We start from the raw sequence: 19553 nt of genomic DNA, 5'->3' as shown, positions 1-19553 counted from the left end.
CACTCATGCGGCCGCGTCATGCTGGCCAGAGAGTCTGCTGGGGCAGCGCTGTCTGAGCACAGCCGTCCGTTGCGCGGTCGGCCTGGGTCAGCGCTGCAGCGATGCGGCGGCCCACTGCTTCAGCGACTGGGGGCGGGAAGGCGTTACCGACCTGACGGTATGCCGATGTCTTGCGGCCCACGAAGGTCCAGTCACCGGGAAACCCCTGCAGCAGTGCAATCTGAGCCACGGTAAGTCTCACCGGCATTACGGCTCCCGGCTGAGGCGGGGCGTCGGCCAGACTTGAGCCATTGACACCGAGTTTCGCCCAGGCCTGACGGGCCCGTGAGGGTCCTAGATCAGGGCCGCCGTGTTTGCGGGAACCTCCGCAGAGCGTGGGAGCGATGCGAGAGGCTGCGTCTGCCCACTCGCGAGCCAGTTCCCAGCCGTGTGAAGCCATCGATTGATAGAGAACGTGGCCCACGTTCAGTGCGGTGTCCGGGCAGGCGGTGGGGTCCGGCCAGCTGAAGTGAGCCAATAGCTCAGGTCGCAGAGCGATCAGAACGGCCCGGGGGCGCAGTTGGGGTACGCCGTAGTCACACGATCGGAGAAGGCGCCAGACCGGCACATACCCAAGCTCTTTGAGTCTCTGGAGGACGGCCGCACGATAGGCGGTGAACTTGGTCTGCAGGATGCCCTTAACGTTCTCGATCATGACGGCGCGGGGATGGAGGCCTGCGGCGAGTTCCAGGACGGCAGGGAAGAGATCTCGTTCGTCGTCCGCCCCCAGTTGCTTGCCGGCCAGGGAGAACGGCGGACACGGCACGCCGGCAGAGAGCAGGGAGACCTCCTGCCCGCTGCCGTGTAGGTCGCTGGGTGTGAGGCGGCGGACATCCGCATGAAGAACGTTCCACTCGGGGCGGTTGGTGCGCAGGGTTCTCACGGCGTCCTGGTCAAGCTCGATCAGTGAAGCGTGCTCGAAGCCGGCCCGCTCCAGCCCCAGGGCTTGGCCCCCGCCCCCTGCGCAGACCTCGACGCACGTGGGTGCTGTTGGCGTAGGGGCTATGCCGGGGTCGCTGTGCATTGCGTATCTCCTGTTGCGGGGCTCTGGATGACAGATCACCTAGCTTGCCGCCACTTGCCGTGGCAAGTGGCGGCAAGCTAGAGTCATCCCGCGAATGAACTACATCTCAAACGGATTTTCGATTGGTGGAACCGTGTCGGAGTCGGATCAGGATTGGCGTAACGAGGCGCTCGGAACCCGGGTCAGGGTGGCTCTCTGGCTCCGTGATGAGATTGGTGAGGGTGGGGTCTTCTCGAAGCAGCGGCTGAGGGCCGCCATTCAGGGGGCCGAGCAGGTGGACCGGCGGATGCGCGATCTTCGCCCGGCGGGATGGGATATCAGAACATACCGGGATAAGCCGAGCCTCCAGCCTGATGAGCTCTGCCTGGAAAAGATCGGGCAGCCTGTGTGGGAAAAGGAGCACAAGGCTGCAGGGCTCCGCCAGATCAGCGCTCGGACGCGTCGCTCTGTCTATGAGCGGGACGGGCACATGTGCAGGCGATGTGGAGTTGCCGCGGCGGAGGAGTATCCGGATGATCCCGGTTCGCGCGCCCGGCTCACGCTCGGGCACGTGAGCCCGCACAAGTCGGGCAGTGCGGCAAACGCGGAGGATCTGATTACGGAGTGCGCACGGTGCAACGAGACGGTTAGGCATCTGACTGGCGCCCAGATGAACCGTGAGCAGGTCTGGGACCGGGTGAAGGAGCTGCCCCTGCGGCACAAGAAGGACCTGCTGGCCTGGATGACTGGTGACGTGCGCCCACTGAGCCCCGCCGAGAAGGCCTGGGCCCTGTACCGTCAGCTTCCGGCGGTCGTGCGGGATGAAGTGAAGAGTGATCTCCGCAAGCTGCTTGAGAGCTGACTGTTGTCAGGTGTGCTAGGGCGTGCATCGTGAGTCTGTCGGTGGCAGATGCGACACTTGCGTGTCTGCATCTGCCACACCAGGAGGAGCCGATGGGTTCCAGCGAACGCACGCTGACGTCGATCGAAATTTGCGCGGGCGCCGGCGGGCAAGCCATCGGGCTCCACGGCGCCGGGTTCAAACATCTCGCGCTTGTTGAGATTGACAAGAATGCCGCAAAGACTCTGCAGCATAATGTTGATAACAGGAGTGGTTGGGAATGGGAGAGGAAATTCTGCGATGTCATCGAAGGTGATGTCAACGAGTTCAAGCCTCTCTCGGGGCTGAAGAAGTCTCACGGTTTCCTGGGTAGGCCACTGCGCACAGGCGAGCTCGACCTGCTGGCTGGCGGTGTGCCGTGTCCCCCCTTCTCGCATGCGGGTAAGCAGCTGGGGAAGGACGACGAGCGAGATCTTTTCCCGAGGATGCTGGAGCTTGTTGGCGAGCTTCACCCCCGAGCGGTGATGATTGAGAATGTCCGGGGAATTAAAGACGCCAAATTTGAAGACTATCGCACGTATGTCGAAGCGCGCCTTCAAGGAGGGACGGCTAAGAGGCCAGAGGACGGGGTGGAAGAGAATTTCCTCGGATTTGGTTACAAGGTGTGCAAGTGGGAAGTTCTGGAAGCCAGCGATTTTGGTGTTCCTCAGCTCCGTCCCCGCGCTATTTTGGTCGCAATCCGGGGAGACGTGCTGGGTGACCTTGAACTTGAATGGCCCACAGCTACTCACGATGCGCCCTGCAGTGTATTCGAGGCGCTCGGGGAGTCGATGAAGGAGCGCTATCAGCGATTCCTGGACATGGGTGGAACGCTGGCGGCGGAAGCTCAGAGCCGTCTTGATGCGTGGATCACCAAGGCGTCGGAAGCAGCCTCGACAAAGAAGGATGGCGGGATCGCGCCCACTCTGGTTGGAGGTTCTAAGAAGCACGGAGGTGCGGACCTCGGGCCAAGTCGAGCTAAGACCGCCTGGCGGCAACTTGGCATCTCTGGCATGGGGGTTGCCAACGATCATGCGACGGGCATGAGAAAGAAGAGTTACGACCGCGACCTTTTCCGCCCTGAGGGGCCTATGCTGACTGTCCAGCAGGCCGCGATCATTCAAGGGTTCCCGGCGGACTGGGAGTTTGATGGAGGAAAGACGGCGCAGTACCGGCAAGTGGGTAATGCCTTCCCTCCGCCGGTTGCGCATGCAGTCGGAATGGCAATTGCGAAGGTCCTGCGTGCTGCTGAAAAGCGCGACCGAGTGCGGGATGAGATTGTCCGGGAGGGGCAGCTACCGGAGCAGAAGGCGGCGGCGCTTCTCGACAGCTGTGATGATCGCCTTAGCACAGTCGTCTGAGTCCTGATGCTCCCAGAACCGAAGAACTAGCCATCCGGCGGCGCTAAGCCGTTGGTCGGTGTCGCGGTCGCGAGCCATATTCCGGGCCACCTTCTCTGACCAGTAACCGGAATTGGTCTTGGGTGGAACGTAGTGCTCAGGGCAGCCGTGCCAGTAGCAGCCGTCGATGAAGACGGCGACCTTCGCCGGGCGGAAGACCATGTCAGCCGTCCGGCGAAGGTCAGGCAAGGGTTTGGCTGCTACGCGGTAGCGCAACCCATTGGCGTGGACGAGGCGACGGATCAGCCGCTCAGGTTTGGTATCACGGCTGCGAATCGCCTGCATGTTCCGGCGCCTTGCGGCAGATGAGGCCCAAGACCCCTTCGGTGGGGTCCAGGCGTCAGGCTCGGACACCTGTCGGCTCCTCAGCGTGTCGGGTTCCATCAGAACAAGTCGCTTTCGGGATCCCTTTCATTATGCTGGCCGTCGTCGGTCGGCAGGGCGATCCAGTCTCCAGGCCCCAGAGCTATGCCGCGCGCTGCGGCTGCTTCGCGCGATTCGACCCATTGGCCGCACAGCAAGGTAAGGCCTTCACGTGCTGCGGCCTCCCGGATCTCCTTGCCCCGAGCGCGACGCGTTGGATCATCCTTTCCTGCGCCGACAGTCAGGATGACGCTACGCGGAATAATTCTGCCTTCGAGGTAGCCAAACATCATCAGCAGGCGTCTCATCTGGCCAGGTTTCTTCGCCAGAACTCGACTGGCCTGGTCACCGGTGAGGAAACGCAAGGGGTTCACCGGCAGGTCGGTCCAGTCATACAAAGGAACGCTCCAGTTTTCCCTGGCATGGACAGCCAGCCCGCGTTTCCCATCGTTATTCCCCCGGCCTCGGTAAAGCCAAGACCGGTGCGTGCGAACTAGCCATGATCTGTGACGGTTCTTCTTTAGCTGTATCTGTGTGCAGATGCACAGCTGGCAGTGAGCCTCGGCGGGGATGGCCCAGTTGTCCCCGACAGTGGCCTTGATATCTACTGGGACATCGCTGATCAAGGTGTCGAGAGGTTTAGTCTTCGGCAGCCCGAAGCTCCGGAGTACCTCGTACTCCAACTTTGCCCCGACTGAAGCGCGTTCGCCGGGGTGAACCTCAGGTGACAGCAGATCGAACCGTCCTGTCCTACCGCCGTCCAGGACGTAGTCGACTGCATTACCGATGGCTTCTGTGTACATCTCACCGACGGGGAAGTCGGCGAGCCAGCCGAGCACGGACTGCAGCTGAGAGTCATCCTCTGGACTGAGAAGCAAATGCTCCGAGAGGTCTGTGTTCGTGCAGATTTCGCCAGGCTGTTGCAAGACGAGCCGTGCCATGCGTGCGCTCCACTCTGACCCCGGTTTCCCTGACGGTCTTGCTGCCGTCAATGAGTGCAATGAACTTGCCCATGCTCACACTTCGGAGGCCCCATGGCAGTCCCCATAGTTGACCCCCGACCCGCACCAGCAATCCGCCCCCCGCCCCGGCGGCCACGCCACCGCGCGGCCCCGGGCCGCCAGGGTCGTTGCGTACTGCGGTAGTAGGTCCGCGTTCGCCGGGGACGAGGATTCCGATGCCGCGAAGGCCTCGTACGAGGGGACCGTTGCCGTCACGATGCCCAGGTTCGGGGTGCCTGCTGCCGCCAGTTCGCGCAGTGATGCCTCGATGTCCAGCAAGTGGGCCGCGTGCGTGGGGTATTCGGACTGGAGCTCCGGGTACGCCGTCAGGAGTTCGTCCAATTCTGGTTCCGGCCAGTGCAGGACCGCTACCGGGAACGGGCGGGACAGGGCTGCCCGGTAGCTGCCCAACTCCGCTCGCAGGCGGGCCAGTTCGGCCTGGAGCTCGGCCGGGTCCTCCGAGCCCAGGGACCACAGGCGCTTCGGGTCGTGGAGTTCGTCCAGGGTGATCGGCGCCGTGTGCAGCTCGTCGGCCAGGGTGTCCCACGTGTCGTGGGGCAGGGCCAGCAGGCGGCGCACCCGGTGACGAGTCGTCAGCAATGACTGCGTGCTGTACGGGATTCCTGTCATGTCCACCGCCTCCTCTCCAACTCCCAGCAGCGTCAATGCTGTTGTCAGGGAGGCGTGGGCCAGGTCCAGTTCGTCGTGGGCCTCCAGCGTCTCGGCGACGATCTCCCACGCCGCCGGGTCCAGCGGGGCCGCCGCCCGGATGCCCTCGATGATGGCGCGGGCCTCCGGCTCGTGGCCGTACTCCCACAGGTTCGCGGCCTTGAACGCCTTCACCAGGTGGGGGTGGTCCACCTTCGAGGCCAGCAGGCGGTCGTAGAGCGTGGTCGCCTTCGGGCGGTCGCCGGCGAGTTCCAGGTGGGCCGCGGCCTGTAGCAGCAGGGGCTCGTGGTCCTCCGGGTACTGCGCCGCGGTGCGCAGCAGACGCTCGGCTTCGGCAGTGTGATCGGCAGGCGTGTCGGGGCGCATGAGGGACACCGTACTGCTGTACGGGGGCCCGGCGGAGGGCGCTTCCGGCCCTGGTAGGTCGAGTCGGTCACGTTGCGGGCCTGGTGAGTTGTGGCGGCGGCACCTACCCTGCGCCCGTGCGCACAGGGATACCGGTGATGGTGCAGGGCGGACGCGCCCGGCGGGCTTGGGCGGCCCGGGGGCTGTGGGCCGGGGCCGAGCTCGCCGTGACGTTCGGGCTGCTCGTGCTTCTGCTGGTCGCGCACCAGCTCTGGTGGACCAATCGGGAGGCCCGGGCCGAGGCCGGGCGCACCGTCCATTCCCTGGAGGAGGAGTGGGGGGCTTCTCCTCATCCGGTGGCCTCCGCCACGACGCCCACGACCTCCACGACGCCCGACGAGCAGGTCGCCGTCGGGGACGATCCCGTCGCCGGCGCCCCTCACCCCTCCGGGGGTAAGGCCGCCTCCGGTGCGAAGATCACCCCGCACGGTGACCAGGCGTACGCCGTCATCCGGATACCCCGCATCGGGGTCACCGCGCCCATCGCCCAGGGGATCAGCAAGGCCGGTGTACTCGACAAGGGGTACGTCGGGCACTACGTGCAGAGCGCCCAGCCCGGGCAGGCAGGCAACTTCGCGCTCGCCGGGCATCGAAACACCCACGGGGAGCCCTTTCGCTACATCAATGAGTTGAAGGCCGGTGACCAGGTGGTTGTTGAGACTCGGGACACCGTCTTTACGTACGTTGTCGACTCCGTACTGCCTCAGACCTCCGCCCGCGACAGCGGGACCATAGCGGCCGTTCCCCGTAGCGACGTCAAGCCCTCGTACGGGTACAGCGCGCCCGGGCACTACATCACGCTCACCACCTGCACGCCCGAGTTCACCTCCACCTACCGGCTTGTTGTGTGGGGCAAGTTGCAGGCGAGCCGTCCGCGCTAGCGTTCGGACATGCGTCGTCGTCGATCTCATGTGCTCTGGCTGGGGGTGCCCTACCTGCTGTATCTGGGGGCGCTGTCCTTCGTGAACAAGGTGCGGCCCGTGGTCTTCGGGCTGCCCTTCCTCTTCTTCTGGCTGCTGATCGCGACGCTGGTCACCCCACTCGCCATCTGGTTCACCTGGCGGGGCGACAAGAGCATGAGGGGGGCGCGAGATGAGTAGTGCCGCTGTTGCCACCACCATCTTCGGGGTTTTCATGGTGGGCACCGTCGCCCTCGGGCTCTTCGCCGTACGTGGCCGCGGGGGCGGCGGGGGCGGGCTCGCCGAGTGGTCCGTCGGCGGGCGGAGCCTGGGCACCGTGTTCATCTGGGTGCTCATGGCGGGCGAGAGCTACACCAGTTTCAGCTATCTGGGTGCCGCGGGCTGGGGATACAACTACGGCGCCCCGGTGCTGTATGTGGTCGCCTACATGTCGTGCGGCTATGCCGTGGGGTATGTCGTCGGGCCCATGTTGTGGTGCTACGCAAGAAAGCACGGGCTTGTGGGGATCACCGACATGGTGGCCCACCGGTACGGGCGGCCCTGGGTCGGAGCGCTCGTCGCGCTGCTCGCGACCGTCTTCCTGCTGCCGTACATCCAGCTGCAGATCACCGGCATGGGCGTGGTCGTCTCGACCATCTCGTACGGTGCCGTCTCGCTCAACTGGGCTTATTTCATCGCCTTCGCGGTCACCACCGGGTTCGTGGTCGTCAGCGGGCTGCGCGGCAGCGCCTGGGTGTCCGTGCTCAAGGACGTACTCGTCATCGCCACCCTGGCCTTCCTCGCGATCTATGTGCCGCTGCACTACTTCGGCGGGTACGGGGACTTCCTGGACCGGGTTGTGAGCGAGAAGAGCGACTGGCTCACGTTGCCGGGACACGGCGGGGCGTTCGGGGAGGCGTGGTTCGCCACCACCTCTGTTCTCAACTCCCTGACTGTTGTTATTTTTCCGACGACCGTCGCCGGGTACCTCGGGGCCCGCAGCGCCGATGCCCTGCGGCGCAACGCCATGCTGCTGCCCGCCTACAACGTGCTGCTCTTCGTGCCGATGCTGCTCGGGATGGCGGCGATCTTCGTCGTGCCGGGCCTTGCCGGGGCCGATTCCAACCTCGCGCTCTTCAAGCTCGTCGTCGACTCGCTGCCCGCCTGGACCGTCGGGCTCGTCGGGGTGGCCGCGGCGCTGTCCTCGATCGTGCCGATGGCGGTGTTCATGCTGGTCATCGGCACGATGTGGGGGCGCAGTGTGCTCTCGCTCGTGCCCCGGCTTCGGGAGCGGCAGAAGGGCGCCTCGCAGGTCGTGGTGGTCGTCGCGGGGGCGCTCGCCCTGCTCATGACGTACACCGTGCCCAACACCCTCGTACGGCTCTCGCTCATCTCGTACGAGGGGATGGCACAGCTCCTGCCGATGCTGCTTCTGGGGCTTGTGTGGCGGAAGTTGACTCTGGTGGGCGGGCTCGCGGGGCTTGCCGTCGGGGTCGGGGTGGTGTGCGGGTTCGTGTTCACCGATCACGATCCGGTGTGGGGAGTCAATGCCGGGATCATCGCGCTCGGCCTCAACCTCCTTGTGGCGCTTGCCCTTTCGTACCTCGGGCCCAAGGAGGCGCCGGTCGAGGGCGACGTGCTGGCCCGCGATCCCATCTACGACGAGGAGCCCGCCTCCCTGCGAGCATGAGCGACCTCAGCGGCGTGAGCGCAGGGCCGTCGTCAGGGCCGCGGCCGCCAGCGCCAGGGCCGCCGACACCGTGATCACCGTGTTCGGGCCCGCAGGAGCCACCGCGATCGTGAGGGCGACGCCCGCCGACGAACCGATGTAGCGGGCCGTGTTGTTGGCGCCCGAGCCCATCGCCGCGCGCTCGGCCGGGACCGATTCGACGGCGAGGCGGGGGAGCGCGGCGTTCAGGAGGCCGCTGCCGATGCCCGCGACCAGGAGGCCGGGGAGCAGGCGGAGCAGCGGGCCGGAGGCGAGGGCGCCGAGCATCGCGAGGACTCCGGCCGCGTGCAGGACAAAGCCGATGGCCAGCTGGTGGCGGGCGGCGATGCGGCCCGCCAGGCGCCTGGCCTGGAGCGCCACCACGAACGCGGTGCCGGACCACAGGACGAACAGCCAGGCCGCGTTCATCGGCGAGGTGCCGAGCGACTGGCTGAGCAGGGCGGGCAGATAGCTGAAGAAGCCGATCACGGAGAGGCCGGTGAACAGGGCGCCCGCCGAGGACGCCAGGAACTCGGCGCGGCGGAAGAGCGCAAGGTCGATCATGGGGGCGGCGGCCCGGCGCTCGACGTACACGAAGGCGGTCGTCAGGACGGCGGCCGCCACTACCAGGGCGAGCACTGCCGGGCGCAGCCAGCCGTCGCGGCCCAGGGTCAGCGCGCCGATCAGGGAGGTGAACGCGAGGCCCAGCGTGACCGCGGCCGGGACGTCAGGGCGGCCGCCGCGCGGGGCCCGCGACTCGGTCAGCGCGCGCACCGCGAACCCGGCCGTGACCAGCGCCGGGACGGCCAGAATCCCGTACACCAGCCGCCAGTTGAGGGTGGCCAGGCTGCCCGCGAGGAGCGGGCCGAGGGCTATGCCGCCGCTGACGAACGCGCCCCACACACCGGTGGCGCGGATGCGGGCGGCGCCTGCGGGGAAGGCCGCGACCAGGAGGCCGAGGCTGCTCGCGAGGATGGCCGCGGACGCCATGCCCTGGGCGACGCGGGCGAGGGTGAAGGTCAGAGTGGTCGGGGCGAGGGCGCCGAGCGCCATGGTGAGGCCGAGGGCGAGGGTGCCGGCGAGGAAGACGCGGCGGCGGCCGTGGTCGTCGGCGAGGCTGCCCGCGATCAGGAGCAGCGCGGCGAGACCGAGCGGGGCGCCGTTGAGGAGCCAGGCCTGGGCGGAAAGCGCGGTGTGGAAGGACGCGGTCATGCCGGGCAGCGTCAGCATCGGGGCGGTGTAGTTCATCAGCGCGACGGCGGTGGCGGCGCTGGTCACGGCGAGCGTGGCGCCGGGCCGGCCGCCGGTCCCGGGGGCCTGGGCGGGCGGCTGCGTCGTGGTGGTGGTGCGTACTGCCTGCGTCATGGGTTCCCTCACGGGGCACGGGGCACGGGGCATGGGGGTGGGCATTGGGCGTCAGGTCTGCGGCCCGATCACATGCTGGTTCAGTGAATGAACCTTCATTTTCTCCGACCCTAGCACTGAAGGTTCGTTCAGTGAACCCACCCGGGTAGACTCGGACGCATGGCTCTCGGCAAGGACTACGACTACGCCGCGCAGGAGTGCTCCATCGCCCGCGCGCTGGAGATCGTCGGCGAGCGCTGGACGCTGCTCGTCGTGCGGGACGCGCTCTACGGAGTGCGCCGCTACAACGACTTCCTGGTCCACCTCAAGATCCCTCGGGCCGTGTTGGCCGCCCGCCTCCAGTCGCTCACCGAGGCCGGGGTCCTGGAGAAGCGCCGCTATCAGGAGTCGCCGCCGCGTGACGAGTACGTGCCTACGGAACTGGGGCGCGCGCTGTGGCCGGCGCTGCGGGCGCTCGGGCTCTGGGGGCGGGCCTTCAATCCGGACGCGCGGCCGATGCGGACCTTCCACCACGCCGAGTGCGGGACCGAGCTCGGGTCGTACGGGGAGTGCCGGGCATGCGGGCGGGCGGTCGACCCCGAGGACGTCGAGATGCGGCCCGGCGCGGGGCTCGGCCCGGCCGAGGACCCGGTGAGCCGCGCGCTGCGGGCGCCCCGGCGACTGTTGCAGCCCCTCGAAATTCAGCCGCTGTGACCTGATCCGCTCTGGTGGAGACCCCTGCCGAAGCGTCGTGTATAACGGCTGGAGGGAAATCCGCAGCGCATGAGCGACTCCGTATGAGTGACCGCGCATGAGTGACCGCACGTGAGTGGTTGCACATGAGTGACTGCGACTGAGTTGAGCGAGTGAGGGAGGGAGGGCGGCATGGACGGCGTCATCGCGCGTTCCGTACGGGTTGCCCGACCGGTGCTCGGTCTCTTCCTCTTCCTGCTCGCCCAGGCCGTCCTGGTCGAGGGCGGCATGATCTCGGCCGCCGTCGCGCTCGCCGCGACCGCCGCCGCGGGCTCCGCGCTCGCCGTGTGCGCGACGCTCGCCTCGCGCGCGGTGCCGCAGGTGGCCCGCACCAAGGTGCGTACCGCGATCCGCGACCGGGAACGGCGTACCGCCTTCCTGCCGCAGCGCGACCCCGACGCCTCCGGGCGGCCCCGGCCCCGAGCGCCCGGGGCTCTCGTCCCGACGGCCGCGTAGGGGCACCTCGTAACGCTCTGCCCCTCCCGGCTCGTCACGCCGACATGCACGTCACTCACGTGCGCTCACATGTCATTCCTGACGAGACGCCCCGGAGGGCCTCCCCATGCTCACGTCCCTTTTCAGCGCTTTCGCGAGCCTCGCCGAGCACCTCGCGAGCCTGCTCGAACCGCTCTTCCACGGTGCTTCGACGGCTGCCGCGATCGTGCTTTTCACCGCTCTCGTACGTCTCGCCGTGCACCCACTGTCGCGGCAGGCGGCGCGTGGTCAGAAGGCGCAGGCCAAGTTGCGGCCGCAGATGGCGGCGCTGCGCGAGAAGCACGGCAAGGACAGCAAGGCGCTCCAGAAAGCGGTCATGGAGCTGCATGCCGCCGAGAAGGTGTCGCCGCTGTCGGGCTGCCTGCCCAGCCTGCTCCAGATGCCCGCGTTCTTCCTGCTCTACCACCTGTTCTCCAGCAAGCAGATCGGCGGAAAGGCGAACGCCCTGCTCGACCACACGCTCTTCGCCGCGCCGCTCGGCGGGAACTGGACGCAGGCGCTCGCCGACGGCGGGATCTTCGGGACGCGGGGCCTGGTCTACCTCGTACTGTTCGCGATCGTCGCGGCCGTGGCCACCTTCAACTACCGGCGGATGAAGCGGCAGATGGCGGCCGCGCCGGTGCCCGTCGTCGCGCCGGGCGGGCAGGAGGCGGTGCCCGGGATGGCGGCGATGACCAAGTTCATGCCGCTGCTGTCGTTCGCGACGCTGTTCACGGTCGGGGTGGTGCCGCTCGCGGCCGCGCTGTACGTCGTGACCAGCACCACCTGGACCGCCGTCGAGCGGGCCTTCCTCTACAAGGACATGCTGCCCGCGCCGGCCGCGCTGGCGACCGCCGCCTGAGGGCTCCGCAGGCAGGAGCGCTTAGCACCCCGGACGCTGGTTACGGTCCAGTTTGTGAACGGGGTCTTGCGGAGTGGACGCCTTCCTTGGAGGATCGGACGATCCTCCGATGGCCGCTACCCATCGGCCGGGCCCGGCTCGACCAAGGGAGACTGACCATGAAGCTGCTGCGTGCAGGCAACGCCGGCGAAGAGCGTCCGGCGCTGCTCGACGCCGACGGGACCCTGCGGGACCTGTCCGGCCTGGTGTCGGACATCGACGGCGAGCTGCTCGCCGACGAGTTCGCCCTGGACCGGATACGGGCCGCCGCCGACACCGGTGTGCTGCCCGCGTTCGAGGACGCCGGGGCGCGCATCGGGCCGCCGGTCGCGCGGATCGGCAAGGTCGTGTGCATCGGGCTGAACTACCACGACCACGCCGAGGAGACCGGGGCCGCGATTCCGGCCGAGCCGGTCATCTTCTTCAAGGCGGCGGACACGGTGGTCGGCCCGAACGACACGGTGCTCGTACCGCGCAAGTCGGTCAAGACCGACTGGGAGGTCGAGCTCGCCATCGTCATCGGGCGCACCGCGCGGTACATCGGCGACGACGAGGACCCGCTGGCGTACGTCGCCGGGTACGCGGTCTCGCACGACGTGTCCGAGCGGGAGTTCCAGATCGAGCGCGGCGGCACGTGGGACAAGGGCAAGAACTGCGAGACGTTCAACCCGCTCGGGCCGTGGCTGGTCACCCGGGACGAGGTCCCGGACCCGCAGGCCCTCTCGCTCAGGCTCTGGGTCAACGGGGAGCTCAAGCAGGACGGGTCCACGGCGCAGCAGATCTTCCCCGTCGCGGAGGTCGTCCGCTACGTCAGCCAGTTCATGACGCTGTACCCGGGGGACGTCATCAACACGGGGACCCCTGCGGGGGTGGCCATGGGGCAGCCCGAGCCGAAGCCGTATCTGCGGGCAGGGGATGTTGTAGAACTGGAGGTCGAGGGGTTGGGACGCCAGCGCCAGGCCCTGAAGGGCGCTTAGGCTGGAACCCTTAAGGAGGGCACGATGACCGTTGCGCAGTCCGAAATGACGCTTGAGGAGTTCGAAGCGTTCGATGCCGCGGCGCCGGAGGGCTACCACGTTGAGCTGATCAACGGGAGGCTGTTGGTAACTCCGGCTCCGGATGGCGACCACTCGGAGGCTGCGCGGGTCATCGCGCGCCAGATCATTGCCGAGCGCCCCGGCCTCTGGCTGTACGAGGAGCGGGGCTTGGCCGTTCCCGCCTACCGGGCGGGGCGCATCAGGGCCGACGGCGCGGTTGCGCGTGACGGGTATTTCAAGGGGCAGCCCTCCTGGGCAGATCCCTCGGGCGTCCTCCTCGTTCTGGAGGTGACATCCGGGCGCGAGCAGGACGCCGAAGTCGACCGGGTCGACAAGCGCGACGCGTATGCCCAGGCCGGGCTGCCGGTCTATCTGCTCGTCGACCGCCACCGGGGCGAGGCTGCCGTGCACTGGGAGCCCGAGGGCGGCCGCTACCTGCACGTGGCCAAGGCCGCCTTCGGTACGAAGCTCGCCCTGCCCGAGCCGTCCGGCTTCGACCTCGACACCTCCGAGCTCGCCTGACGGCTCAGTAGGCCGGTGCGGCCCCGCGGCCCCGCACCGGCCTCAGCCCTGCTTGAGCCTTCCCAGCGCCTCCACCACCAGCGCGTGATCCTCCGCCTGGGGCAGCCCCGACACCGTGACCGTGCCCACGACTCCGACGCCCTCCACCGTCACCGGGTACGAACCCCCGTGCGCGGCAAAGGAGTTGGCATCCAGGCGAGATGACTCCTCGAACGTCGTGCCCTTCGCGCGGAAGCGGGCGCCGACCAGGAACGACGGGGCCGCATAGCGTTCGGCGACCCGGCGCTTGCGGTCGATCCAGGCGTCGTTGTCGGCGCTGGAGCCGGGCAGCGCGCAGCGGAACACCTGTCGTGCCCCGTGCCGTACATCGATCGCGATCGGGGCTTCGCGCTCCACGGCCAGGGTGCGCAGCAGCACGCCCAGCTCCCAGGCGTCCTCGTACGTGAAGTGCCGCAGTACCAGGCGTTGTTGTTCCGATTCCAGGGCGGCCACACTGTCCGCCGCCGGGGCACCCTCCCCCGCCTCCCGGTGTGCCGCCGTGTCCCGGGCCCTCACAGTGCCAGCTCCACGGTCACGCCTTCGCGGGCCGAGCGTCGGGCCGCTTCCAGGACGTCCAGCGCGGCCGCCGCCTCGTGCGCGGTGACCGGGGGTTCGCCGCCCTCGCGCAGGGCCTTCGCGATCGCCGCGTAGTACGCCGGGTAGTCGCCCGGGACCGTGTGGAGCGGGCGGCCGCCGCCGGTCTGGGGGGACTCGCCCGAGCCCACCCGGCCCCACATCGACTCCGGCTCCACGCCCCAGGGCTCCTCCGTCGAAGGGCGCTTGCCCTCGCGCAGGGCCGCCTCCTGGGGGTCGAGGCCGTACTTCACATACCCTGCTGATGAGCCCAACACCCGGAAGCGCGGGCCGAGTTGGGCCGTCGTCGCGCTGACGTAGAGGTGCGAGCGGACGCCGCTCGCGTGCGTGATCGCGATGAAGGTGTCGTCGTCGGCCTGGGCGCCGGGGCGGCGCACGTCGGCCTCCGCGTAGACGCGCAGGGCCGGGCCGAACAGGACGAGCGCCTGGTCGACGACATGGCTGCCCAGGTCGTAAAGGAGCCCGCCGATCTCGCTCGGGTCGCCCGACTCGCGCCAGCCGCCCTTGGGCTGTGGCCGCCACCGCTCGAAGCGCGACTCGAACCGCTGGACCTCGCCGAGCTCGCCGTCCGCGAGCAGCGCCTGGAGAGTCAGGAAGTCGTTGTCCCAGCGGCGGTTCTGGAAGACGGAGAGCAGCAGGCCGCGCTCCTCGGCGAGGGCCGCCAGGTCGCGCGCCTCGGCGGCGGTGCCGGCCAGCGGCTTGTCCACGACGACCGGCAGGCCCGCCTTGAGCGCGTCGGTCGCGATCGGCACATGCGTCTTGTTCGGCGAGGCGATCACGATCAGGTCGAGGCCCGCGTCGTACAGCTCCTCGGGCGAGGCCGCGACGCGCAGCGAATCGCCGTGCTCGGCGCGGGCCTGCGCCTGGCGCTCGGGGTTCGAGGTGACGACCGTGTCGAGGACGAGGCCGCCGGTCGCGGCGATCAGCGGGGCGTGGAAGACGGAGCCCGCCAGGCCGTAGCCCACGAGTCCCACGCGGAGGCCGTCGGTCTGGGGAGCGTTCATGGGATCCTTCATGCCATCCACTTAAGCAACGCTGTTGCCAAAGTGCAAGCAAGAGGGACAATGGGTCGGTGAACAGGAGCAATACGGGTGCGAACCTGCCGGCCCTGCGCAGCCACAACGCCGCGCTGGTCCTCGACCTGCTGCGGGCCGCGGGCGAGGCCGGCATCAGCAGGCTGGAGCTCGCCGAGCGCACCGGGCTCACCCCGCAGGCCGTCAGCAAGATCACCGCGCGGCTGCGGGACGAGGGCACGGCCACCGAGGCGGGCCGCCGCGCCTCCACCGGGGGCAAGCCGCGCACCGTGCTCAAGCTGGTGCCGTCCGCCGCGCACGCCATCGGCCTCCACCTGGACCGCGACGAGCTGACCGCAGTCCTCGTCGACCTCGCGGGCACCCTGGTCGGTGCCAGGACCGTGCCGCTGGACCTCGGCGCGGAACCCTCGTGCGTGGTGGAGGCGGCGGCCGCCGAGGCGGAGGCGCTGACCGGCGGGCGGCGGGTGCTCGGCGTCGGCGTCGCCATGCCGGGCCCGCTCGACCACGACAGCGGGGTGCTGCACCGCGTCACCGGCTTCCCGCACTGGAACGGCTTCCCGCTGCGCGACGCACTCGCCGAACGGCTCGGCCGGAAGGTCTTCCTGGACAAGGACACCAACGCCGCCGCCCTCGGCCTCGCCCTGCGCGCCGGCACCCGGGCGGGCTCCTTCGCATACCTCCACCTCGGTACGGGACTCGGCGCGGGGCTCGTGCTCGGCGGGGCGCTGCACCGCGGCGCCCGTACGGGAGCGGGCGAATTCGGGCACCAGACGATCCTGCTCGGCGGGCCGGTGTGCGGCTGTGGCGGGCGCGGCTGCATCGAGGCGCTGTGCCTGGCGGCGGTCGCCCGCGGGGACATCGCGGCCGCGGCCCGCTTCCTCGGCGTGGGGGCGGCCAACCTCGTCGGGCTGCTCGACATCGACGAGATCCTGCTGGGCGGCCGCACCGTCACCGCCGACCAGGAGACGTTCGTACGGGGAGTGGCCGCGGTCGTCGAGGAACGCGCCCGGCGCGGCGGCGCCCCCGAGGTCCCGGTCCGCCCGGCCGCGGGCGGCCCGCACGCCGTGGCGGAGGGCGCGGCCCAACTGGTCCTGGTCCCCGTCTTCGGGCGGGCGAATGTGGCATATCCACAGCCGGCGCATCCACAGCCGTAGGGCCGGCGCACCCCGCCCGGGGCGCACCCGACCGCACACGTAAGACGGCCTGATATTGGGCTGATAGGGCGGTCTTCACCGGCGTGTCCGGGCGTAACCGGGCGGGGCGCGCGAGGCGGGCCGCCGACGCGTGGCAGGCTCGCGGCCCACGACCGGGTCCGACCGGGAGGCGCCGACGCCGGACGGGCAGCGGCCGCCGAGCCCCGAACGCCGCGAGCAGCAAAGGCCCCTCATGCGACTGCGCACTGCCCTCGTCACCGCAGTGGCCGCCGCCGCCATCGCCCCGCTCGCGGGGCCGGCCGCGGCCGACGACGGCGGGTTCCCGTCCGGCCGGCACAACGTCGCGCCGCTCAAGCCGGTCGTCACCGCGGTGCCCGTCGACCCGCCGCTCGACTCGAAGGTGCCCTACTGCGCCGCCCGGACCGGCTCCGCGTTCCCGCTGGACACGAAGATCCACGGCGGGCCCGCCGAGTACCACCCAGGCGGCGGCAGCCGGTCCTGGTCGCTCGACCTCACCAACACCTCGCACGAGACCTGCGACAGCGTCCACCCCGTTCTCGTCCTGGTCGACCGGGACCGCACGCTCAAGAACGACCAGCTCCGGATGGAGTTCGACGACCCGGCCACCGGCCGCAGGCACCCCGTGACGTTCCTCAAGACCGACGAGGACGAGCACATCGGCGTCTTCGACGACGGCTTCCCCGGCTTCGTCATCGGCGCGGGCAAGACCCTCACCGTGCCGGTAAGGCTCGGGTTCACCGCCGACGCAGTGCCCGACCAGATCACCGCGAACGCCGCGATCGTGCAGCGCCGCGGCAGCAACGGCCAGTGGGTGGGGGAGTCCGCCGACTACCGCTTCGACATCGTCGCCGAGGGCGACCTCCTGCACCAGATCGACACCGAGCTCGCCGAGACCGGCCGGGGCAGCGCGCTCGCCCGCCTCGGCCTCGCCGCCGCCGTACTGCTCCTCGTGGGCGGCGCCCTGGTGACCGCGCCGCGGCGGTTCCGTGTCCGGCGCCGCCGCTGAGCAGGGCGTCGACCCCGGCTGTTCACGTGCTCATGCGAGCATCGCCCCTGTGGAAACCCCGAACGACGCCCTGAACGACTCCTTGAGCTCGCTGAGCGACACCCCGTACGACTCCCTGACCGGCTACCCCGAGAATCAGGCCCCCGGAGCCCCCATCCGCTCCGGCATCCCGGAGCACGGGCGCATCCCCAAGTACTACGCCGTCAAGGCCCAAGTCGCCCTGCTCATCGACGAGTTGGGGGAGGGCGACCTGCTGCCGACCGAGCGTGACCTGGCGCTGCGCTACGAGGTCGCCCGGGAGACCGTCCGCCAGGCGCTGCGCGAGCTGCTCCTTGAAGGGAGGCTGCGCCGCCAGGGCCGGGGCACGGTGGTGGCCGGCGCCAAACTGGAACAGCCCCTCTCGCTGGCCAGCTACACCGAGGGCGTGCGCCGCCAGGGCCGTACGCCCGGACGCCACCTCATCACCCTCGAACGTTTCCCCTGCCCGCCCGCGCTCGCCGCCGAGACCGGGCTTGAGCGGGGCGAGCCCGTCTGGCACATGGAGCGCGTTCTGCTCGCCGACGACGAGCGCATGGGCCTGGAGAGCACGTACGCGGCGGTGGCGCGGATGCCCGACCTGGACAAGGAGTTCACGCCGGACTCCTCCTTCTACGCCTACCTGCGCGACCGGCTCGGGGTCACGCTCGGGGACGTCGACGAACGCATCGAGACGGTGCTCGCCACGCCCCGGGAGGCCTTGCTCATCGGCACCCCGCCCGCGCTGCCGATGCTGCTCATCCATCGGGTTTCGCGGGATGCGGGTGGCGGCCCCCTGGAGAGGGTTCGCACGCTGTACCGGGGGGACCGGTTTTCCTTCACCACGCACCTGGGGCGGTAGCGCTCCGCTGGGGGTGCGGGGGTTTCGACTGCGGGCCGTCAGGGGCTTTTGCGCAGTTCCCCGCGCCCCTAGCAGGGTCGGTTCTGGGCAGCACCGAGCATCTTCAGCCCGTCCGGCGTTTGAGGACGAGCGCCCCTGAGGCGCGAACGGGGTCTGGGGCGGAGCCCCAGGAGGTTCGGTGCCGCAGAACATTCGGTAACGGAAACATAACGGGTCTAGGCCAAGCTTGGGAGGGCGTTCACCGTCCCGTTGCCGTACGGACCGGTGCGGGACACCCGCCCCGAGGAGCGTTGCCGCCGTGAGAGTCATCGTCGTTGGAGCCGGCGTGGTGGGAACCATGCACGCCTGGCACGCAGTGGAACGCGGCCACGAGGTCGTACACATCGAGCGCGAGAGCGAGGCGCGCGGGGCCTCGCTCCGCAATTTCGGCCAGATATGGGTCAGCGGCCGCGCGGGCGGTGAGGAGCTGGACACCGCGCTCCGCGCCCGCGAACTGTGGGAGGGGATCGGCGAACGCGTCCCCGGGCTGGGCTTCCGCCCCAACGGCTCGCTGACCCCGCTGCGCACCGACCTCGAACTCGCCGTCGCCGAGGCCGCGTTGAGCCGAGAGGACGCCGCCGCCCGCGGCTACAAGCTCCTCACCGCCGACGAGGCCCGCGCCCTCAACCCCGCCCTGCGCGGCCAATTCGCCGCCGCCCTGTGGTGCGAGCGGGATGCCGCCGTCGAGCCCCGCACCGCTCAACTCGCCCTGAAAGACGAGTTGTTGACGTCCGGCAGGTACACCTACCTCGGTGGCCGGGAAGTCCGTGAGGTCCTCGGCGGTAACGCCGTCCGGGACGATCACGGCGATGTGCACCGCGGCGACTTCGTCGTCCTCTGCACGGGGGCCTGGCTCGGCGGGCTCGTGCGGGAGCTCGTGCCCGAGCTGCCCGTGCGGCGCGTGCGGCTCCAGATGATGCAGACCGCGCCGCTCGGCGAGCCGCTCACCACCTCCGTCGCCGACGCCGACAGCTTCCGCTACTACCCGGCCTACGCGAGCGAGGCCCTCGACGCGCTCAACGCCGGGCAGGCGCAGGACCCGACCGCCGCCGCGCACAAGATGCAGCTCCTCATGGTGCAGCGCAGCGACGGCGGGCTGACCATCGGCGACACCCACGAGTACGAGCACCCCTTCGCCTTCGACGTCCAGGAGGAGCCGTACGAGCACCTCGTCCGGGTCGTCGAGTCCTTCCTCGGCCGGCCGCTGCCCAAGATCCAGCGTCGCTGGGCCGGGGTCTACGCCCAGTGCACCGACACCTCGCGCGTCGTGCACCGCCAGCAGGTGCGGGACGGGGTGTGGCTGGTGACCGGGCCCGGCGGACGCGGCATGACGTGCTCCCCGGCCATCGCCGAGAAGACCGCGAACGAGCTGGGCTGGTAAGGGAGTTGAC

Annotated in this window: 21 protein-coding genes; 14 read left to right on the top strand and 7 right to left on the bottom strand. The window is 69.3% G+C overall.

Going from position 1 to position 19553, the window contains the following annotated elements:
* Positions 1-16: 16 nt before the first annotated feature.
* Entirely contained in the window at positions 17-1063 is a 1047-nt protein-coding gene (locus ADK54_RS44250; protein ID WP_078966938.1) for a DNA cytosine methyltransferase, read from the bottom strand.
* A gap of 94 nt (positions 1064-1157) precedes the next feature.
* On the opposite strand from ADK54_RS44250, the gene ADK54_RS37525 reads away from it, so the two are divergent.
* On the top strand, positions 1158-1904 hold the full coding sequence (locus ADK54_RS37525) for an HNH endonuclease (protein WP_234392366.1): 747 nt from the start codon (positions 1158-1160) through the stop codon (positions 1902-1904).
* A gap of 92 nt (positions 1905-1996) precedes the next feature.
* Complete coding sequence (locus ADK54_RS44245) at positions 1997-3283, top strand: DNA cytosine methyltransferase (RefSeq protein WP_078966937.1); 1287 nt, start codon at positions 1997-1999, stop codon at positions 3281-3283.
* On the opposite strand, the gene ADK54_RS37520 is transcribed toward ADK54_RS44245, so the two are convergent.
* The 3 genes from ADK54_RS37520 to ADK54_RS37515 form a co-directional block, all read right to left on the bottom strand.
* On the bottom strand, positions 3218-3706 hold the full coding sequence (locus tag ADK54_RS37520; RefSeq protein ID WP_078966936.1) for a very short patch repair endonuclease: 489 nt from the start codon (positions 3704-3706) through the stop codon (positions 3218-3220). The two genes, ADK54_RS44245 and ADK54_RS37520, sit on opposite strands and share 66 nt — an antisense overlap.
* Entirely contained in the window at positions 3706-4626 is a 921-nt protein-coding gene (locus ADK54_RS44240) for a NaeI family type II restriction endonuclease (protein ID WP_078966935.1), read from the bottom strand. The genes ADK54_RS37520 and ADK54_RS44240 overlap by 1 nt, the downstream gene beginning before the upstream one ends.
* Positions 4627-4701: 75 nt before the next feature.
* Positions 4702-5721, bottom strand: a complete 1020-nt coding sequence (locus ADK54_RS37515; RefSeq protein ID WP_053730311.1) for an SEC-C domain-containing protein — start codon at positions 5719-5721, stop codon at positions 4702-4704.
* 116 nt (positions 5722-5837) lie between these two features.
* Between ADK54_RS37515 and ADK54_RS37510 the strand changes: the two genes are divergently transcribed.
* From ADK54_RS37510 to ADK54_RS37500, 3 genes are read left to right on the top strand one after another with little or no spacing between them, the layout of a single operon-like run.
* Positions 5838-6641: a class E sortase gene (locus ADK54_RS37510; protein WP_420717471.1), complete on the top strand. Its 804-nt coding sequence runs from the start codon at positions 5838-5840 to the stop codon at positions 6639-6641.
* Positions 6642-6650: 9 nt separating this feature from the next.
* Positions 6651-6860, top strand: a complete 210-nt coding sequence (locus ADK54_RS37505) for a DUF3311 domain-containing protein (RefSeq protein WP_053730290.1) — start codon at positions 6651-6653, stop codon at positions 6858-6860.
* Positions 6853-8349 carry a sodium:solute symporter family protein gene (locus tag ADK54_RS37500; protein ID WP_053730289.1) on the top strand — a complete coding sequence of 499 codons (1497 nt, stop codon included), beginning with the start codon at positions 6853-6855 and terminating at the stop codon, positions 8347-8349. Before ADK54_RS37505 ends, ADK54_RS37500 begins: the two co-directional genes overlap by 8 nt.
* A 6-nt stretch (positions 8350-8355) precedes the next feature.
* Here ADK54_RS37500 and ADK54_RS37495 read toward each other — a convergent pair whose 3' ends face one another.
* Positions 8356-9732 (bottom strand): MFS transporter, encoded by a 1377-nt coding sequence (locus ADK54_RS37495; protein ID WP_053730288.1) that lies wholly within the window; start codon positions 9730-9732, stop codon positions 8356-8358.
* 159 nt (positions 9733-9891) lie between these two features.
* On the opposite strand from ADK54_RS37495, the gene ADK54_RS37490 reads away from it, so the two are divergent.
* The 5 genes from ADK54_RS37490 (at position 9892) to ADK54_RS37470 (ending at position 13398) form a co-directional block, all read left to right on the top strand.
* Positions 9892-10425, top strand: a complete 534-nt coding sequence (locus ADK54_RS37490) for a winged helix-turn-helix transcriptional regulator (RefSeq protein WP_053730287.1) — start codon at positions 9892-9894, stop codon at positions 10423-10425.
* 171 nt (positions 10426-10596) lie between these two features.
* The gene (locus ADK54_RS37485) at positions 10597-10920 is read left to right on the top strand and encodes a DUF6412 domain-containing protein (protein WP_053730286.1); all 324 of its coding nucleotides are present in this window, start codon (positions 10597-10599) and stop codon (positions 10918-10920) included.
* A 106-nt stretch (positions 10921-11026) separates the two neighbouring features.
* Positions 11027-11800, top strand: a complete 774-nt coding sequence (locus ADK54_RS37480) for a YidC/Oxa1 family membrane protein insertase (RefSeq protein WP_053730285.1) — start codon at positions 11027-11029, stop codon at positions 11798-11800.
* Positions 11801-11958: 158 nt separating this feature from the next.
* The gene (locus ADK54_RS37475) at positions 11959-12816 is read left to right on the top strand and encodes a fumarylacetoacetate hydrolase family protein (RefSeq protein ID WP_053730284.1); all 858 of its coding nucleotides are present in this window, start codon (positions 11959-11961) and stop codon (positions 12814-12816) included.
* Between the two features lie 24 nt (positions 12817-12840).
* On the top strand, positions 12841-13398 hold the full coding sequence (locus tag ADK54_RS37470; RefSeq protein ID WP_053730283.1) for a Uma2 family endonuclease: 558 nt from the start codon (positions 12841-12843) through the stop codon (positions 13396-13398).
* Between the two features lie 42 nt (positions 13399-13440).
* On the opposite strand, the gene ADK54_RS45375 is transcribed toward ADK54_RS37470, so the two are convergent.
* The gene (locus ADK54_RS45375) at positions 13441-13890 is read right to left on the bottom strand and encodes a heme-degrading domain-containing protein (RefSeq protein WP_053730310.1); all 450 of its coding nucleotides are present in this window, start codon (positions 13888-13890) and stop codon (positions 13441-13443) included.
* A 59-nt stretch (positions 13891-13949) separates the two neighbouring features.
* Entirely contained in the window at positions 13950-15035 is a 1086-nt protein-coding gene (locus ADK54_RS45370; protein WP_053730282.1) for a Gfo/Idh/MocA family oxidoreductase, read from the bottom strand.
* A gap of 68 nt (positions 15036-15103) precedes the next feature.
* Between ADK54_RS45370 and ADK54_RS37455 the strand changes: the two genes are divergently transcribed.
* The 4 genes from ADK54_RS37455 to ADK54_RS37440 all read left to right on the top strand — a co-directional run bounded on the left by ADK54_RS37455 (position 15104) and on the right by ADK54_RS37440 (position 19543).
* Positions 15104-16219 (top strand): ROK family transcriptional regulator, encoded by a 1116-nt coding sequence (locus ADK54_RS37455; RefSeq protein WP_053730281.1) that lies wholly within the window; start codon positions 15104-15106, stop codon positions 16217-16219.
* A gap of 232 nt (positions 16220-16451) precedes the next feature.
* Positions 16452-17246: a hypothetical protein gene (locus ADK54_RS37450; RefSeq protein WP_053730280.1), complete on the top strand. Its 795-nt coding sequence runs from the start codon at positions 16452-16454 to the stop codon at positions 17244-17246.
* 115 nt (positions 17247-17361) lie between these two features.
* Positions 17362-18123, top strand: coding sequence for a GntR family transcriptional regulator (locus ADK54_RS37445; RefSeq protein WP_053730309.1), 762 nt, complete (start codon positions 17362-17364; stop codon positions 18121-18123).
* Between the two features lie 298 nt (positions 18124-18421).
* Entirely contained in the window at positions 18422-19543 is a 1122-nt protein-coding gene (locus ADK54_RS37440; protein WP_053730279.1) for a TIGR03364 family FAD-dependent oxidoreductase, read from the top strand.
* Positions 19544-19553 lie beyond the last annotated feature (10 nt).

Origin of the sequence: Streptomyces sp. WM6378 (genome assembly GCF_001279695.1) — a bacterium.
In the GTDB taxonomy this organism is placed as follows: domain Bacteria; phylum Actinomycetota; class Actinomycetes; order Streptomycetales; family Streptomycetaceae; genus Streptomyces.
This window is presented reverse-complemented; position numbering and strand designations above follow the sequence as displayed.